The organism is Emticicia fontis, from assembly GCF_054779675.1.
In genome coordinates, this window is sequence record NZ_BAAGXU010000026.1 from 35,078 (window position 1) to 50,421 (window position 15,344).

13 protein-coding genes are annotated in these 15,344 nt (G+C 36.2%); 6 read left to right on the plus strand and 7 right to left on the minus strand.

Features of this window, described 5'->3' with window-relative positions; all coding sequences use genetic code 11:
* Positions 1–32: 32 nt before the first annotated feature.
* Together ACYVFA_RS13985 and ACYVFA_RS13990 are read right to left on the minus strand one after the other, a co-directional pair.
* Positions 33–2,429, minus strand: a complete 2,397-nt coding sequence (locus tag ACYVFA_RS13985) for an ABC transporter permease (RefSeq protein WP_460472454.1) — start codon at positions 2,427–2,429, stop codon at positions 33–35.
* An 80-nt stretch (positions 2,430–2,509) separates the two neighbouring features.
* A complete protein-coding gene (locus tag ACYVFA_RS13990) occupies positions 2,510–2,848 on the minus strand; it encodes a PadR family transcriptional regulator (protein ID WP_460472455.1) in 339 nt (112 codons plus the stop codon).
* A gap of 348 nt (positions 2,849–3,196) precedes the next feature.
* On the opposite strand from ACYVFA_RS13990, the gene ACYVFA_RS13995 reads away from it, so the two are divergent.
* Positions 3,197–3,562, plus strand: coding sequence for a hypothetical protein (locus ACYVFA_RS13995; protein ID WP_460472456.1), 366 nt, complete (start codon positions 3,197–3,199; stop codon positions 3,560–3,562).
* 1 nt (position 3,563) lies between these two features.
* Here the strand turns inward: ACYVFA_RS13995 and ACYVFA_RS14000 are convergent, their stop codons facing one another.
* Positions 3,564–4,499 carry a Rossmann-fold NAD(P)-binding domain-containing protein gene (locus ACYVFA_RS14000; RefSeq protein ID WP_460472457.1) on the minus strand — a complete coding sequence of 312 codons (936 nt, stop codon included), beginning with the start codon at positions 4,497–4,499 and terminating at the stop codon, positions 3,564–3,566.
* A 67-nt stretch (positions 4,500–4,566) separates the two neighbouring features.
* The gene (locus tag ACYVFA_RS14005) at positions 4,567–5,136 is read right to left on the minus strand and encodes a Crp/Fnr family transcriptional regulator (protein WP_460472458.1); all 570 of its coding nucleotides are present in this window, start codon (positions 5,134–5,136) and stop codon (positions 4,567–4,569) included.
* Between the two features lie 114 nt (positions 5,137–5,250).
* Between ACYVFA_RS14005 and ACYVFA_RS14010 the strand changes: the two genes are divergently transcribed.
* Positions 5,251–6,060: a metallophosphoesterase family protein gene (locus ACYVFA_RS14010; protein WP_460472459.1), complete on the plus strand. Its 810-nt coding sequence runs from the start codon at positions 5,251–5,253 to the stop codon at positions 6,058–6,060.
* 1 nt (position 6,061) lies between these two features.
* Here the strand turns inward: ACYVFA_RS14010 and ACYVFA_RS14015 are convergent, their stop codons facing one another.
* The 3 genes from ACYVFA_RS14015 to ACYVFA_RS14025 form a co-directional block, all read right to left on the minus strand.
* The gene (locus ACYVFA_RS14015; RefSeq protein ID WP_460472460.1) at positions 6,062–6,844 is read right to left on the minus strand and encodes a sialate O-acetylesterase family protein; all 783 of its coding nucleotides are present in this window, start codon (positions 6,842–6,844) and stop codon (positions 6,062–6,064) included.
* Positions 6,841–8,133 (minus strand): cation:proton antiporter, encoded by a 1,293-nt coding sequence (locus tag ACYVFA_RS14020; protein ID WP_460472461.1) that lies wholly within the window; start codon positions 8,131–8,133, stop codon positions 6,841–6,843. The genes ACYVFA_RS14015 and ACYVFA_RS14020 overlap by 4 nt, the downstream gene beginning before the upstream one ends.
* 100 nt (positions 8,134–8,233) lie before the next feature.
* Entirely contained in the window at positions 8,234–10,897 is a 2,664-nt protein-coding gene (locus ACYVFA_RS14025) for a carboxypeptidase-like regulatory domain-containing protein (RefSeq protein ID WP_460472462.1), read from the minus strand.
* A 195-nt stretch (positions 10,898–11,092) separates the two neighbouring features.
* On the opposite strand from ACYVFA_RS14025, the gene ACYVFA_RS14030 reads away from it, so the two are divergent.
* The 4 genes from ACYVFA_RS14030 to ACYVFA_RS14045 all read left to right on the plus strand — a co-directional run bounded on the left by ACYVFA_RS14030 (position 11,093) and on the right by ACYVFA_RS14045 (position 15,342).
* A complete protein-coding gene (locus tag ACYVFA_RS14030; protein ID WP_460472463.1) occupies positions 11,093–12,826 on the plus strand; it encodes a T9SS type A sorting domain-containing protein in 1,734 nt (577 codons plus the stop codon).
* 200 nt (positions 12,827–13,026) lie between these two features.
* Positions 13,027–13,569, plus strand: coding sequence for a hypothetical protein (locus ACYVFA_RS14035; RefSeq protein WP_460472464.1), 543 nt, complete (start codon positions 13,027–13,029; stop codon positions 13,567–13,569).
* 195 nt (positions 13,570–13,764) lie between these two features.
* Positions 13,765–14,400: a peroxiredoxin gene (locus tag ACYVFA_RS14040; RefSeq protein WP_460472465.1), complete on the plus strand. Its 636-nt coding sequence runs from the start codon at positions 13,765–13,767 to the stop codon at positions 14,398–14,400.
* A gap of 132 nt (positions 14,401–14,532) precedes the next feature.
* On the plus strand, positions 14,533–15,342 hold the full coding sequence (locus ACYVFA_RS14045) for a glycoside hydrolase family 25 protein (protein ID WP_460472466.1): 810 nt from the start codon (positions 14,533–14,535) through the stop codon (positions 15,340–15,342).
* Positions 15,343–15,344 lie beyond the last annotated feature (2 nt).

The window sequence follows — 15,344 nt, forward strand, 5'->3', positions numbered from 1 at the left end:
CCATTCTCCTTTTTCCATATTCCTTTTTCCAGTTATTCCGCTTTTAAAGATTTTACAGGATTAGTTAGAGCCGCTTTTATTGATTGATAACCAACCGTTGCCACTGCAACACCAATGATTAAAAACCCGATAATGGCATAGAACCACCATTCTATATTGATACGATAGGCAAAATCCTCCAACCATTTGTTCATAAAATAGTAAGACAGCGGACAAGCCAGAATGAAAGCAATACCAACCAGTTTTAAGAAGTCACTTGATAGAAGAACGGTAATACTGCTTACCGAGGCACCTAGAACTTTGCGTATGCCAATTTCTTTAGTACGTTGCTCTGCCGCAAATGCTGCCAGACCAAATAAACCTAAACATGAAACGAAGACGGCTACTATTGCAAATGCATTAAATAAGGTAGCAATGCGTTGTTCGTTACTATAAAGTCTTTCGAAAGTTTCATTTAAAAAATGATATTCCAGAGGTCTTGTAGGAATAAATTCTGACCATAATTTTTCAGATGCTCTGATTGCCTCCTGCTCTTTGCCTTTTACAGGTTTCACAAATACATTGCCGCGCCAGTTCGAAGAATTGAACAATACGAGTGGGCCAATCTGTTCATGTACACTTTTGAAATGAAAATCTCTTACAACACCTACAATTATGCCCTTATTGCCATGAAAATGAAAGCGCTTGCCAACAGGATTTTTTATCTTGAATTTTTTTACCGCCGTTTCGTTCAGCACTACATTTTCCTTGTCAGTTCCGATATTTTCTTCGAACCAGCGCCCACTAGCCATTTTTAGATCAAAAACTTTCTGGTAATTGTGTTCTACTGCCATTTGAGCAACCGTTGGCTGAAAGTCTTCAGGGCGCCCATCCCAATCTAAACTTCCACTATGTGAACTTTTAATATCTATAATATTTCCGCTTGCAGTAGTAATAGCTTCAATGCTCGATTCAGCTAAAAGGCGTGCTTTTGCCGTATTTATATCAATCTTAGAAGTCATATTCCAGGGAATCATGAATTCAAACATATTAGCTTTTTCATAGCCTAAATTCATGTTTCTGACAAATTTTATCTGTTGAAACACAACCAACGTAGCAATCAGAAAAACAGAAGAAACCACAAACTGGACTATTACCAGTGTTTTACGGAAAGAACTGTTATTTGATTTAAGAATATTCAAACCTCTTAATGCCCGGATTGGCTGGAATGAGGAAAGCAGGATTGCAGGATAAATTCCTGTTAACAGGATAGATAAAAACGTAGTGCCTAAAAGTACATACCAAATCGTAGGATTAGACAGGTTCAATGTAAATTGTTTATCTGCCAATTCGTTAAAGACAGGTAATAAACTATAAGCCAGACATAAAGCGACACCCAAAGCCAATATACACATTAAAACGGATTCTACCATAAACTGGGTAAATAGTTGCGAATATTCTGCCCCGATAATTTTTTTTACACTTACTTCTTTGGCTCTTAAACTGGCCTTTGCCGTAGCCAGATTTACATAGTTGATACAAGCGGTAATAAGAATAATAAATGCTAGCGCAAGGAAAATATAAGTAGTTTTAGCATCACCTTTTGTGGTATCACGAAAACGCTCTATACCATCTGTATGAATAGCGGCAATCGGTTCTGCCTCTAATGTAACACTATCATCCAGTTTGCCCGTCTTTTCATCTTTTCGTGCAACTTGAAGAACTCTTGAGATTTTTTGGTCTAATTTTGAAACATTAGCGTTTGGCTTTACCAAAATAAAAGTTTCATAATTAAAATTGCCCCAGTTACTGTCGTTTTCAAAAGTTTTTGGGTTTGAAAGATGAACAGCCATAGGTAACAAGAAATCAAACTGGAAGCTTGAGTTGGTAGGATTATCTTTATAAACGGCCCTTACCATATAATCTAATGTGTCAATTCTTATGATTTTACCATTAGCTTTGGCATTACCAAATAATTGTATGGCCTTTGACTCGGTCAATGCAATGCTTCTCGGGTTTTTGGTAAACTCACCGATGTTACCATCAACTAATGGATAATCAAATACATCAAACCAGTTATTATCTACACATGCTATCCTTTTTTCGATAGACAAATTTTCTCCGACTTTCATAGATGCACCATTCCAAAACGGGCTGGTTGTTCGGGTAACCGCTTCTACTTCCGGCAATTGTTTCAACTGCTCCGCTAGCAGCATCGGAGTCGTAGACCAATGCCAGGTTTCTTCTTTGTTTACCTTATTGTGTGAAATTATTTGTTTGATTCTATCTGATTTCTGATGGTAGGTATCAAAACTCAATTCATTCTGAACCCAGATGAGCATCAAAACAGCTACAGCCATGCCTACGGCAAGACCACCAATATTAATAATAGATGAAACCCGGTTTTTGAACAGGTTTCGAAAGGCAAGAGTCAAGTAATTGCTTATCATAATTTTGAGAGGGAAAAGGACTTAGTTATGGTTAAATGGTAATATTTAATGAATAAGATGCAGAAGGCAAATTATTGGTGTTAAATGCTAATCGTAATCAAACTTTGTGGGGGAATTGAATCCCACATCCGGTTACGCAATAAACGAATTTCGTCCAATGTACGGTTACCTGCTGCTGTTACTGAAAACAGACGTTTTCGACGCCCTCCACGTTCTGATGTTGCGTCTCCCATATAAGAGCTTAGCATACTTTTTTCTTCCAAACGGTGCAAAGCGGCATGAACTGCACTGATACTTACTGAACGCCCTGTTTGTTGTTCAATCTCTTCTGTTATTGTCACTCCATAAGCACCATCACCTAAAATGGCAACTGTCAATAGAACAATTTCTTCAAACTCCCCTAAATAGGTTCTTCGCATAATACTTTAATTATGAATCAGGTTTAAATAAAATTAATTGACGAAAATAAGCTATGTGGGAGGAAAGAAACAAAATTTAAACATGATTCACGTCAATGTAATTGGCACAAATGACATGCCAAGCTGAAAAACAGAAATAAACCAGGCTTTTTCAATCATTTTTTGCTTTTCAGGTGTCCGAAATCGTACAGTTGTCTTGTCCGATACCGTACAGGATTTTTAATGATTTCTCATAATATTTCTATCCTGAGTTTTTATGTAAATTTTGTGATTTGAATTAAAAAGCATTAAAATTGTGTAGTCGTGTAAGGCTGTGATTTTTTCTTTTAACCACTATTAAACAAGACTATGATTCCTGAGAGAGATATTCGTTTTCTGCAACAAAGAGCTTTTCAAATCTACGTCAATGGAGGAGGGCAGAAGGAAGTAAAAAATATGATTGTTGAGGCTGGAGGAAACCTTGAAGAAACGGAAAAACTGGCTGAAAAATTTAAAGATGACTTTGAATTTTATTATGCTGAAACACTCAGGAAAGAGAAAAAAGATGCCCCTTTAGGTTTAATTGCAGGGGCAATCATGATGTTTGGAGGAATATTAATAGCTGCGATTTCTTATATTGTAACAGAAGAAATCGTTGTCATCCTGTATGGGGTTATTTTGTTTGGCGCTGTAATCTTTTTCAGAGGCTTAATAGCACAGAACAGAAAAATTTAGACTAAGCTTTACTGATTGAATAATGTTTTAATATCTCTTTTACTCCCTGTTGATAGCTAGTGGGCTTAAAGTTGAAATACTTTTCAAATTTTCTACTATCAAAAAAGTATTCTCTATCATACTGGTATCGCATTTCATAAATTTCTTTCAGGAATGGAACGAAAACCCCTGCCAATCTTACTAGAAAAGTCGGGAACAACTGATATTTAGCAGTTTTGCCCATCTCTTTAGCAAATAGTTGTATCCATTCTTCGCCTGTTAAAGAATTTCGGTCGGTCGGCAGATTCCAGATTTGATTATAGGCTTCCGGTGTATTTCCCAGCATCGCTGTGGCTTTTCCGGCATCAGACGTGTAGGTAAAGGAGTGTTTTACTTTCGCATTGAAAAACCATTGTGCTTTTTTATCGGCCACCAGATTTTTATAGACTAATTCCATCAAAACACTGACATCTTTTATTGCCCCATAGAAATCAGCTGCACGAGCGATAATAGCCTGAAGCCTTCCTTCTTTGATCGCATCCAGAATCATCTGATCTAGCGCCATCCTGATTTCTCCTTTTTTACTTGTCGGGCTAAATGGTGATTCTTCAGTGATATGTTTTACATTATCGCCACCAATCATATATACATTATCAAAGAAAACCAGTTTGCTATTATTTTCAATGCAGGCATCAATTACATTTTGCATTAATGAAGGCCATTGCTTTTGCCAAACGCTTAATTTATATTCAAATCCTATGGTCAGGTAGACAATTTCAGACCCCTTAATAGCTTTAAAAACCGCTTCCCGATTAGTTAAATCGGCAGAGAAAAGACTATCAGTATCATTTACTTTTTTCGGATTACGACTTACCAGACGAATGTCTTTCGTATAATTTTTCAAGGCTTTGGCTAGCTCTGTACCTATGGCTCCGTTGGCTCCTAATATCGTTTGCATATTTGTTTATTGTTTATTTTGATAGGACAAAGGTCAGCAATAAACAGATTCATGCTCTTGACAAAAATCAAGAAATCGCCTTTCTTCTGATTCTGCTAAAAGTTTCTGGTGTCATGCCCAGCATAGAGGCGATATACTGAAGAGGTACCTGATTAAATAATTCTCGGTTTTGCTGAAAAAAGAAATGATACCGTTCTTCGGCCGTCATGGATAAATGGCTGAAAATTCGCTCTTCCAAAGTGGTGAAACATTTGGCAATGAAAAGTTTTTCAAGCAAATGCCATTTCGCGATTTTATTACCTAACTGATTATAATCGTCTTTTTTAATCGTATATAATTCAACATCGGTCAGGGCCTGTATTGTCCATCGGGCCGGTGTATCAAAGACCAGACTGGAAAGATCGGTGATAAAATAACCTTTGGTTGAAATCCATTGCGTTACTTCTTTGTCTTCTGTACTTACGTATATCCGAAGCAAACCGGATTTGATAAAACTTAGTTTCTCACAATATCTTCCGGTTTTTAAATAGAAATCTCCTTTATGTAAAGCCTGTGGTTTAAACATTGTACTTATCTGTAATAAGTCTTCTTGCTCAACACCAAAATAAGAATTAATATATTTTTCCAGCTCAGTCATTGGTCTATCAGAAGATAACCTTCAAATTTTTATTGAATCTTAATATCTCACTGCCAAATTAACAATAATAAATTACGTAGTTTTGAAAATTGAAAAACTTAATATCCTCCACCTATGAAACGCAGTGAGTTTCTAAAAAACATTTCTTTAGCTACCATCTTATTGGCCGATGGAAGTATTATTCCAGCTTTGGGTTCTGAATCATTTGCCAAAAAAAATAAATTAAGATTTGCCGTTGCCTCTGATGGTCATTATGGAGAAGCAAAAACTGAATTTGCCAGTTATTTTGATACTGCAGTGAAGCAAATTAATTTGCAGAATAAACAGGCAAAACTTGACTTATGTATTTTCAATGGCGATGTGATTCATGATAATCCTGATTTCCTACCTGCTGCAAAAAAAGCTTTAGACGGATTAGAAATGCCTTATTATGTCACTCAAGGCAATCACGACAGGGTATCTCCTGAAATATGGGAGCAAACCTGGAAAATGCCAATGGATTATGATGTAGTAATGAAAGACAGTGCTTTTTTGTTTGGAACTACTTCTAATATCAAAGGAGAATACCTTTGCCCGAATGTAAGCTGGTTTAAAAATAAATTGGAAGAACATAAAGACAAGAAAAACATCTTTATTATTGTTCATATTACACCTGTAAAATGGACAGATAATGGCAGAGACTGTGTAGAGTTTCAGGACCTACTAAAGAAGTATAAAAATGTAAGGGGCGTATTTAATGGGCACGACCACAACCAGGAGGGTGTAAAAATGAAAGATGGAGTTCCTTATTTATTTGATTCGCATATCGGTGGTAGCTGGGGGACACCTTATAGAGGATTCAGAATTGTGGAGCTTAAGAAGAATGATGATGTGCTGACGTACGTAATGAATCCTGTAGAAAGAATTAATGAAGCAAGTATTTAACTTACTTCATTAATTTGAGATAGGCTTCTGCAAATCTTTGACCCATCAGACGTTGACCTTCTGAATCAAAATGGATAAAATCACCCTTATGTTTCAAGTCATTCGTGCTGATTAAATAGGCATTTGGGTCAGAGGCAACATATTGTTTGATAATCTCATTAATCGCATTCCATTCGGTAGGTGAATTAGAATAAGACCCTAACTCACCTACCAGAATTGGTAATTTGTCGTTTTCAGTCTCTTTTCTAAAAATACTGAATAATTTTCTTAGATTATCTTTATACAAAGGAATTGCTTTTACATTGGCATCGCTTTCTCCCTGATGCCATAGGATTCCTTTGATAGTGCCCTGCGTCTTGGCAAATTCCACTTTCTGCCGGAAATTAGTCAGCAACTGCACATTTCTATGCACAGAATCTCCTAACCATTGTCGGCTTGAACTTCCACCAACGGCTGTTGGAATTATCAAAATTGTAATAGATTTATCAATATCTTTTAACAAGGTTTTTGCGAATGAAAGGCCACAATCCAATCCTTTTAAATTTGGTTCATAAAAATGTATGGGTTCTTTGGCTTTGATAATCTGGAAATCCTTGTTAATTGTCAGAATCCTTTTATTGTTTATTGTATCCTGAGCCTCTATAATTCCCCGACCAGCCATATTCGATTGCCCTGCCATCAGAAAAATCCAGGTTTTCTTGGTATAATTATCAGCACCTGATTTACCCGATTTGCAAGAATAAAGGCCAATAAAAATGGCAAAGGCTAATAAAAGTTTTTTCATAAGGTTGAAGGCGTTTTTTGTTTTTCTGTTCTATCCAAAGCTCTTACTATTAAAGGTAAAGTAAGTCCCTGAATAATTAGCGTAATTAATACGACTACCACTGATATAAAGATAACAGCATCCCGCTGTACGAATGGAGTACCATCACTCAATACAAATGGTAATGATAGGGCAGAGGCCAATGAGACAATACCTCTCATACCCGCCCAACCAATTATCATGGAGTTTTTCCAGTCGATTTTTTCATCAGCATATAGTCTGGTTCTGAAGCCCATGATATTTTGCGTACGTTTATCAATGGCTTTTTTTAGATTCTTGCTATGTCCGAATACCCAGAAAATCCTTAAAACAAGCATGATAAAACTTATCAGAAAAGCATAACCAATAAATGGCAGGATATCCTCATGATTAATATTTTTAATAACTAATGGATATTGCAAACCAATGAGAATAAATACTACCCCATTCATCAGAAATATGATCACTTCCCAAAAAGATTTGTTTTGTTTTCTGGTCTCAGCAGAAATTAATTTTCCTGAATAATAGGCTAACGTAACTCCTAAAACTACCACGGCAATTACGCCTGAAACATGAAACTCTTCCGCAATCAGATAACTAATAAACGGAGCTAATGCTATTGCACTGATGGCAATCAAATTATTATTGTAAACCCGAAGCAAGAAAAAAGCTAAAATTCTGCCAATCACAATCCCGACAAAGAATCCGCCAACAGCTACTATTAAAAATTGCAAGCCAGCTTTCCAGATAACGAAATTTGTACCTGCAATGGCTGCCACTGCAAAGCGAAAAGCAATTAAACCTGAGGCATCATTGACCAGGCTTTCTCCTTCCAGAATGGTGAGCGTTCGATGGGATAAGCCTAAGCCTTTGGTTACATTGGTAGCCGCCACAGCATCGGGCGGAGAGAGGATAGCACCTAAGGCAAATGAAATAGACCAAGACATTCCCGGTATCAGGTAATGCGCTGCTACAGCAATGGCAGTAGTTGTTAAAAATACCAAGGGTATAGCCAGTGTGCCGATAGTGGCCAGATTATTTTTCAAATCTTTATACGAAATATTAAACGCGGCATCAAATAGCAAAGGTGGGAGAAAAATCAGAAATACAATTTCAGGATTCAGGATAATAGTGGGAACACCCGGTATAAAGCCAATACCAATACCAGCACTCACTAATAAAATAGGATAAGGGATTTTTATTCTGGTAGCAACAGCCGATAAAACAATCATCAGACCCAGAATAATCAGTAAAATACTATAATTCTCCATTCGATACTAATAAATAGGATTTATAGCAAAGAAGAATAAAAATACGTAAAAACAAAAATGATGAGCCTTTGCAAAACCACTTGTTAAGGTATTTTTAATTTTACCTTCTGGTTGTAATCACAATCACGCCATTGCCGCCTCTTGCACCATAGATAGCTCCGTTGCCATATTTTATAGCCCCCAGGCTTTCAATATCTCTTACATTTAAATTATTTAAAAGATTAAGTATTATTTCTGGGTTATCAGTAAAATTACCATTTAGAGAAAGTGCAGCGGGTTGAATTCCACCCTGGAAACTCATTGAACTACGAAAACCAATAAAATCAGCTTTTACGACTAAGCCCGGAATCCTTCTCAATAAATCAAATATCGTAAGGCTCACATCTCCCGGATTGATTTTTACATTAAAATCATTAGCAATGTATCCGGAAACTTTTTCTGTTGGTGCTTCAATAGCGGTGCGATTAAATTGAATGCCATTGCTAATAAATCTATTTGTGCTATCCATATTCAAAGTTTTGGGCGTCATTACTTCGAGCGTTTCAAAACTGACTCTATCTATATTTTCAGTTTCAAGCTTAAAATCATTTGGTAAGCTCACTGAAACACCTTCTGTGCCCCAGAAGTCTCTCATCTCAGCGTTCTGATAATTCGTAACTGTTCCATCTGCTGCAAACTCTAAATAAAAATTTGGCAATACAATCTGAGAGCGTTTATAGGGATAATCTTTGAAAGTAAGTCGAACGGCTTCAGTTCGTTTGGTAAGAAATACTAGGAGCGGGTATTCTGACTGTAAATAAAACCGATTCGTTTCAGTATCGAATTTACACAACTCATTTGCTTTGCAGGCCACTAAAGAACTATCAGCTAGTTCAGACTTTACTGTTACATTCATATCATAAATGTCTCGTATTTTGCGCATTTTGAATACAGCGAACCCATTTTCTTCTAATTTGTTCTGACTTAAAGATATCAGAAAATACTTTAAACTTTCCTGATAAAGCTTAAACTGAGTCTTTTTCCAACGCAAATCCTGCTTCTCGTCTATGGGATTTAGTTTTTCGAAAAACTGGTCGCCCTTAATCTTGCTTTCTTTGTTATAATGCTCAAAATGGGTGAGTTGATAAGTTATTTTATAACCTAAAGCATTATTTTTAATAAAAATAGGTCTTTCTGCTTTAGCCACCAGTTTCTTATTTTCATCGTAATCAAAACTAACCACTTCGGGATTGGTAATTTCACATTCATCAGGAAATTGGGTCTTGCCCATTAAGTCATTAGGCCCACCTAGTAGGGTTTTCTCAAATACTTTCCATTCTTTCTGAAACTCCTTGTCTTTTGCATTGCTGGTCGAAAAATTATCTGGCTTTAGATTAACTTCAAATATTCCAGAGTTTTCTTTAGCTCTGACAGTCTCCTTTGCCAGATAATATTTTGGATGATAAGCCAATAATTCTAATTCTTGTAAAGGGGCTGGTACTTTAATCGTAAATTTACCATCACTATTAGTTTTTACCCCATTTTCAGTATGATTAATAAACACATCAGCTGATTCTACCGGAAGTCCATTATTATCTGATACTTTGCCATTTATAAACCAGAATTTTCGTTCGTTCTCACTATATAAATTTGCCAATACCTCTGGAGAAGTGTTTTCATCATATAGAATATCGTCCTGATAATCATCAGGTAACAGGCTCGAAAACCCTTCCGTACCCCAGTAGTCTCTCAAAATCATTCCCCCAGGTATTGTTACCCAACCGTTACTAGTAAACTCAGTTGAACCGTTTGTTAAAATAATCTGTGAAAATTTATAAGGATAATCCGCATAGATCGGTACCTGGTTAAAGTGTTTGGTAAGAAAAACCATTAAAGGCTTATCAGAATGAAGTGTATATCGTTTGGTTAGACTATCATAAGAGCAGATTGATGACGGTGTGCATTTAAAAAACGAACTATCCCTTAATTCTTTACTGACACTTGTCCGCCCTAAATAATATTCAAGAACCTTGGCTTCTTTAAATATTGCAAATCCATTCTCTTCTAATTTATTTTGAGAAAGTGCCACCAGAAAATTTCTGAACGAATCATGATACGCTCGCTTTCTTAATCTCTTCCAGCGGTTCTCCTGCTTTTCATCTTTTGGTTTCAGGTTTTCAAAAAACTTATCTCCAGCATAAAAAGTCAGCTTTCCGTTTGAAATGAAACTTTCCATCTGAAACATAATTTTATAACCTAATCCGGTATTCTGAATAAAAATGGGTTCATTCGCAGTTGCCACTACATTTTTATCCTTATCATAGGTTAATCTGATAGATTCAGGGTTAAGTATTTCACAATCGGAGGTAAACTGAGAATCACCCAATACTCCATCTTTAAATATTCGCCACTTCTTTTTCCAATCCTTATCTCTCCTTGCCGTAATTTTTATTTCTTTCAGCATATTGGAGGTTTCCATCAGAAACACAATCGATTTATTCATTTCATTAGGACTTAATACTTTTTTCAGAGTATTATATCCAATAAATGAAACCACTAACTCTATTTTCTGAATGCTCTTGGGAACTGTCAAAGTAAAACTGCCATCGGCTTTTGAAGCAGTACCAATCGAAGTATTATTGACGTATACATTCACAAACTCAAGCGGGGCTTTATTTGCTTCTAAAACTCTACCCTTTATTGTCCAATTATTATTTTGCGCTTGAGATTCCAAAGAGAACCCCAGCGATAAAAGAGTTACCAAATAAAGTAATTGCCATTTCATAATTGTAGAGAAGCTATTTGAAATGTCTAATTTTTTAAGAACATAATTCAAAGATAGGCAAAGTCGTTTTTCTGCGAATTAAAAATTGCATATCTTTTTCCAGTAGTCGTTTTTTTACTAATCATTGGCGCGATTTTCCCTGATCTATAAGGGATTTCAAAGGAACTTTGTACGCTAAATGAAGACTTTATTGCCATGAAAAATTCCTTGGTTATTTTAATACTGCTTTCTACTATAAGCCACTTTAATCTCTTTGCGCAAACAATCCCAGCTTTTCCAGGAGCGGAAGGCTTTGGGGCATTAACAACAGGCGGTAGAGGTGGGCAAGTTATTTATGTAACTAATCTCAATTGTAGCGGTGCTGGCTCATTAGCAGCAGCTTTGCAGGTGGTTGGCAAAAAGTATATTCTATTTAAAGTGAGTGGAGTGATACCCTGTGCGGCAGAAGTTTTTCAGGGAGACGTATATATTGCAGGGCAGACTTCACCAAGCGGTGTGATTGTAAGAGGCATTGTTCTGGATGAAATTTATGAGACTAATACTAATTCTAAAAATGTCATTATCAGGCATCTGCGATCAAGACCTAAATTGGGTACAAATCTACCAAATCAAGGGTATGTATTAGATGACGCTCTACGTCTGGATGGCGCCTCAAATGTCATCGTAGATCATTGTTCGCTCGCCAATGCAGTTGATGAATCCGTTCAGATTTCTAACTCACATAATATTACAATACAGAATTGTCAATTAGCTGAAACTTTAGGTGAGCATTTTACTTTGGGTGGAATGCTCTTGAATTATAGTGAAGCCGGGCATGAGCAAGATAATATCAGTATACATCATAACGTGTGGAACAGGATAGGAGGGAGAATGCCCGAATTTTCCTGTGAATCACCCTATTGCCATAACCGAACCTTGAATTTTGAGGTATCCGATAATCTTTTCTGGGATCAACAGATACAAACCTGGTATAATCCATGTACTGCTGGAGGTGATGGTTGCCGGGATTTTCATTTGAATCTCAATTATGTGAATAATAGAACAGTGGCTAGAAATAGTTATACCGGACCACTTGCTTCAGCAGATTTATTAGGTAATGCCAATAATCGTCTTTTCGCTAATGGTAATTCAATGAATCATTACCCAACCTTGGCTGATTATCAGTTATTCTACTGCTGTAATGATTTTAATACAAATTCACCAAATACTGATTTAGGGGTGGCCACTCGTTTAAGTTCACGGCATAATTTCCCGACTATCGGTTATACCTCATCTTCTCAATTAATTACCTATGCTCTTGAAAACGTAGGCGCATTTCCTAGAGATCCTATGGATAGGCGCTTGATGAATCCATTGAAGACCAATATCATTGATACCAATCCAATTAATGGAACAGATTATTATAATGATGCTTTCCAGACTGATATTTCCCAAAGTGCACCAACAGACAGTGATAACGATGGGATGCCTAATGAGTGGGAAACAGCCAATGGTTTAAATCCAACTGTACAAGACCACAATGGTACGCAATTATCAAAGAAATTTACAGGTATTGAGGGATATACTAATCTGGAATGTTATCTGAATGAATTATCAGATAAAATAGTTGGAAAAAAGAATATCGTTGTTGATCCGGGTGGTGGAACATCTATAACCGGACTTGAGCTAAAGGCAGATGATAGAATTTCGATAAGTATTGCTCCTAATCCAGCAGATTCTGGCATTACAATAAAAATAAACGGAGAGATAAGCCATAGCTGGCGATTTGAAATGATTGATTCTATGGGGAGAGTATTAACGGAGGAGACTGATATTAGTACACTTACTCAAAGTTTTTATCTGCCTAGATTAATTCCTAGTGGTACTTATTTTATCAGAGTGTATTTGCAGGAAGGAGTATTAGAAAAGAAGATTGTAGTAGTTAGATAATTAGGTTGTTAATTCTTTATGACGAGTTTTAGAGAGGATTGAGATCATCAATCCTTTTCTTTTTTGTTGTTGAAATAAATCAAATAAAACTTGGAATTGTCATATATGTTTTTTACATTTAATCATATAATTAAGTGGTGATAGATAAAAGCAAAGTTTTCGCAGACAAAATTTTTTAGACTCTTAAAATTTTTCTAACAATGAAAACGAAATTGTTATCGCTCGTGCTGATTTCAGCCATTGCTTATGCCTGCCAGACAGCCAATTCTTCTACTACGGGTTTTCATGACCTCGAAAAAGAGAAAAAAGATATCATGGCTGTGATTCAATCCGAAACTGATTGTTTTTTCAAGAGAGATTATAATTGTTGGCAAAACCAATTTGCTCACTCTGATTACGCATATCAGGCCTGGAGTAATGCCGATGGAACTTTTGATGCCAGCGTAGGCTGGGAAAGCATCAATAAGAATCTGGGCAAGTTTATTAAAGAAAATCCCAATGAAAAAGAAGAAGCAGGCAATAGCCATCCCATAGTAAAACGTGAGAATATCCGTTATAAATTCTATGGAAACAATGCCGCACACCTTACCTGGGACCAGTATAATAGTGACCGCAACCAAAAGTACTTCCTGCAAAGCAAAGAAGTACGCCTGATGGAAAAAGTAAACGGGCAATGGAAAATCGTAAATGTTTCAGCATTCTGGAATTATAAGGATAAAATTCCCTTGGCTCAGCTTCAATAATTGACTCTTTAAACGTATTAACGGAGACTTCATTTGGGGTCTCTTTTTTGTTGGTTAATTTATGATTCTAAAGAGAAATAAGGATAGACTTTTTTCTCTACCTTTGGAACTAAATCAAGTATAGAAACATTATCTACTAAATCAGTAGATTATTAATGCTATTAAACATTATTCATCTTTAAAATCATAAAGCTTATGTCACTTAGATTAGGAGATATTGCACCTGACTTTACAGCAGAAACCACACAGGGTACTATACATTTTCATGAATGGCTCGGAAATTCATGGGGATTGTTATTTTCGCACCCAGCAGATTTTACTCCTGTATGTACAACAGAATTAGGGAAAACAGCACTTTTGAAAGGTGATTTCGAAAAAAGAGGCGTAAAAGTAATCGCTGTTTCTGTAGATGATATAGATTCGCACAATAAGTGGGTTCCGGATATTGAAGAAGTAAATGGGGTAGAAGTAAACTTCCCGATTATTGCTGACGGCGATCGTAACGTGGCTAATTTATATGATATGATTCATCCAAATGCTTCTGAAAAAGCAACAGTTCGTTCGGTGTTCATTATCGGGCCTGATAAGAAAATCAAATTGACGTTGACATACCCTGCATCCACAGGTCGTAACTTCCAGGAGATTCTACGTGTAATTGATTCTTTACAATTAACAGCCAACTATCAGGTAGCTACTCCTGCTGACTGGAAAGATGGCGATGATACCATTGTAGTACCTGCAGTTTCGACAGAAGATGCTATCAATAAATTCCCGAAAGGCGTAAATGTGGTAAAACCTTATTTGAGATATACACCACAACCAAATAAATAATTTGGCTAATCGTATATTTTTCTGAGAAAACCGGGAGCAAAAACTTCCGGTTTTTATTTTTTGATTATTTTTGCACAATATTTGCGATGAGATTAGCATTAGAATAATCGATAAGATTTCGCTATTGCGTCAATGAAAAGAAAGAAAAAGAACCTGACACGTAAGACGACCGATCAGCCAAAACCATTGGTAAAGCGAATATTCAATTTAAAGACCCTTTATGCTTTTGTTGTAATCTCGCTTATCATTCTGTACCCTGTTTATGTAAGTGATGGTCAGAAATGGACGTATGTAGATAGCTTTGGTATTAAAGTACCTCTGCGCTACACGATTCATGGCATTGATGTATCTCACCACAACAAAAAGATTGACTGGCATAAAGTAAAAAATAGTAATGATAACGTGGGCGTAACCTTTTGCTTCATCAAAGCAACTGAAGGAACTGATTTAAAAGACCAGGATTTTCAGAATAACTGGAAAGAAGCCAAGAAAGTAGGTTTAATAAGAGGTGCTTATCATTTTTATGTTCCATGGGCTGACCCAATCTTACAGGCAAATAATTTTATCAATACTGTTTCACTCGATGGAGGAGATTTTGTTCCAGTAGTTGATTTTGAAGTACAAGGATTAAATAAAAAAGTAAGACAGAAACTGGTAGCCAATGTAACTACATTTATAGAACATTTAAAAAGCCATTATGGTGTAGACCCTATTATATATACTAACAAACATATTTATCGTCAATACATTAAAGGGAACTTTGATGATTATCCACTCTGGATATCGGATTACGACAGTAGAAAACTAGAAGGATTTGAAAGTTCGAGACTGATGTTATGGCAACACAGCACCAATGGCCGCCTCGACGGCATCAGTGGTGATGTAGATTTTAATGTTTTTGTAGCATCTAAAAGTCATTTAGACGATATTTGTGTTAAATAAGA

Coding starts and splice junctions, on each gene's coding strand:
- ACYVFA_RS13985 (WP_460472454.1), bottom strand. CDS start 2,429: ATGATAAGCAATTACTTGACTCTTGCCTTTCGAAACCTGTTCAAAAAC.
- ACYVFA_RS13990 (WP_460472455.1), bottom strand. CDS start 2,848: ATGCGAAGAACCTATTTAGGGGAGTTTGAAGAAATTGTTCTATTGACA.
- ACYVFA_RS13995 (WP_460472456.1), top strand. CDS start 3,197: ATGATTCCTGAGAGAGATATTCGTTTTCTGCAACAAAGAGCTTTTCAA.
- ACYVFA_RS14000 (WP_460472457.1), bottom strand. CDS start 4,499: ATGCAAACGATATTAGGAGCCAACGGAGCCATAGGTACAGAGCTAGCC.
- ACYVFA_RS14005 (WP_460472458.1), bottom strand. CDS start 5,136: ATGACTGAGCTGGAAAAATATATTAATTCTTATTTTGGTGTTGAGCAA.
- ACYVFA_RS14010 (WP_460472459.1), top strand. CDS start 5,251: ATGAAACGCAGTGAGTTTCTAAAAAACATTTCTTTAGCTACCATCTTA.
- ACYVFA_RS14015 (WP_460472460.1), bottom strand. CDS start 6,844: ATGAAAAAACTTTTATTAGCCTTTGCCATTTTTATTGGCCTTTATTCT.
- ACYVFA_RS14020 (WP_460472461.1), bottom strand. CDS start 8,133: ATGGAGAATTATAGTATTTTACTGATTATTCTGGGTCTGATGATTGTT.
- ACYVFA_RS14025 (WP_460472462.1), bottom strand. CDS start 10,897: ATGAAATGGCAATTACTTTATTTGGTAACTCTTTTATCGCTGGGGTTC.
- ACYVFA_RS14030 (WP_460472463.1), top strand. CDS start 11,093: ATGAAAAATTCCTTGGTTATTTTAATACTGCTTTCTACTATAAGCCAC.
- ACYVFA_RS14035 (WP_460472464.1), top strand. CDS start 13,027: ATGAAAACGAAATTGTTATCGCTCGTGCTGATTTCAGCCATTGCTTAT.
- ACYVFA_RS14040 (WP_460472465.1), top strand. CDS start 13,765: ATGTCACTTAGATTAGGAGATATTGCACCTGACTTTACAGCAGAAACC.
- ACYVFA_RS14045 (WP_460472466.1), top strand. CDS start 14,533: ATGAAAAGAAAGAAAAAGAACCTGACACGTAAGACGACCGATCAGCCA.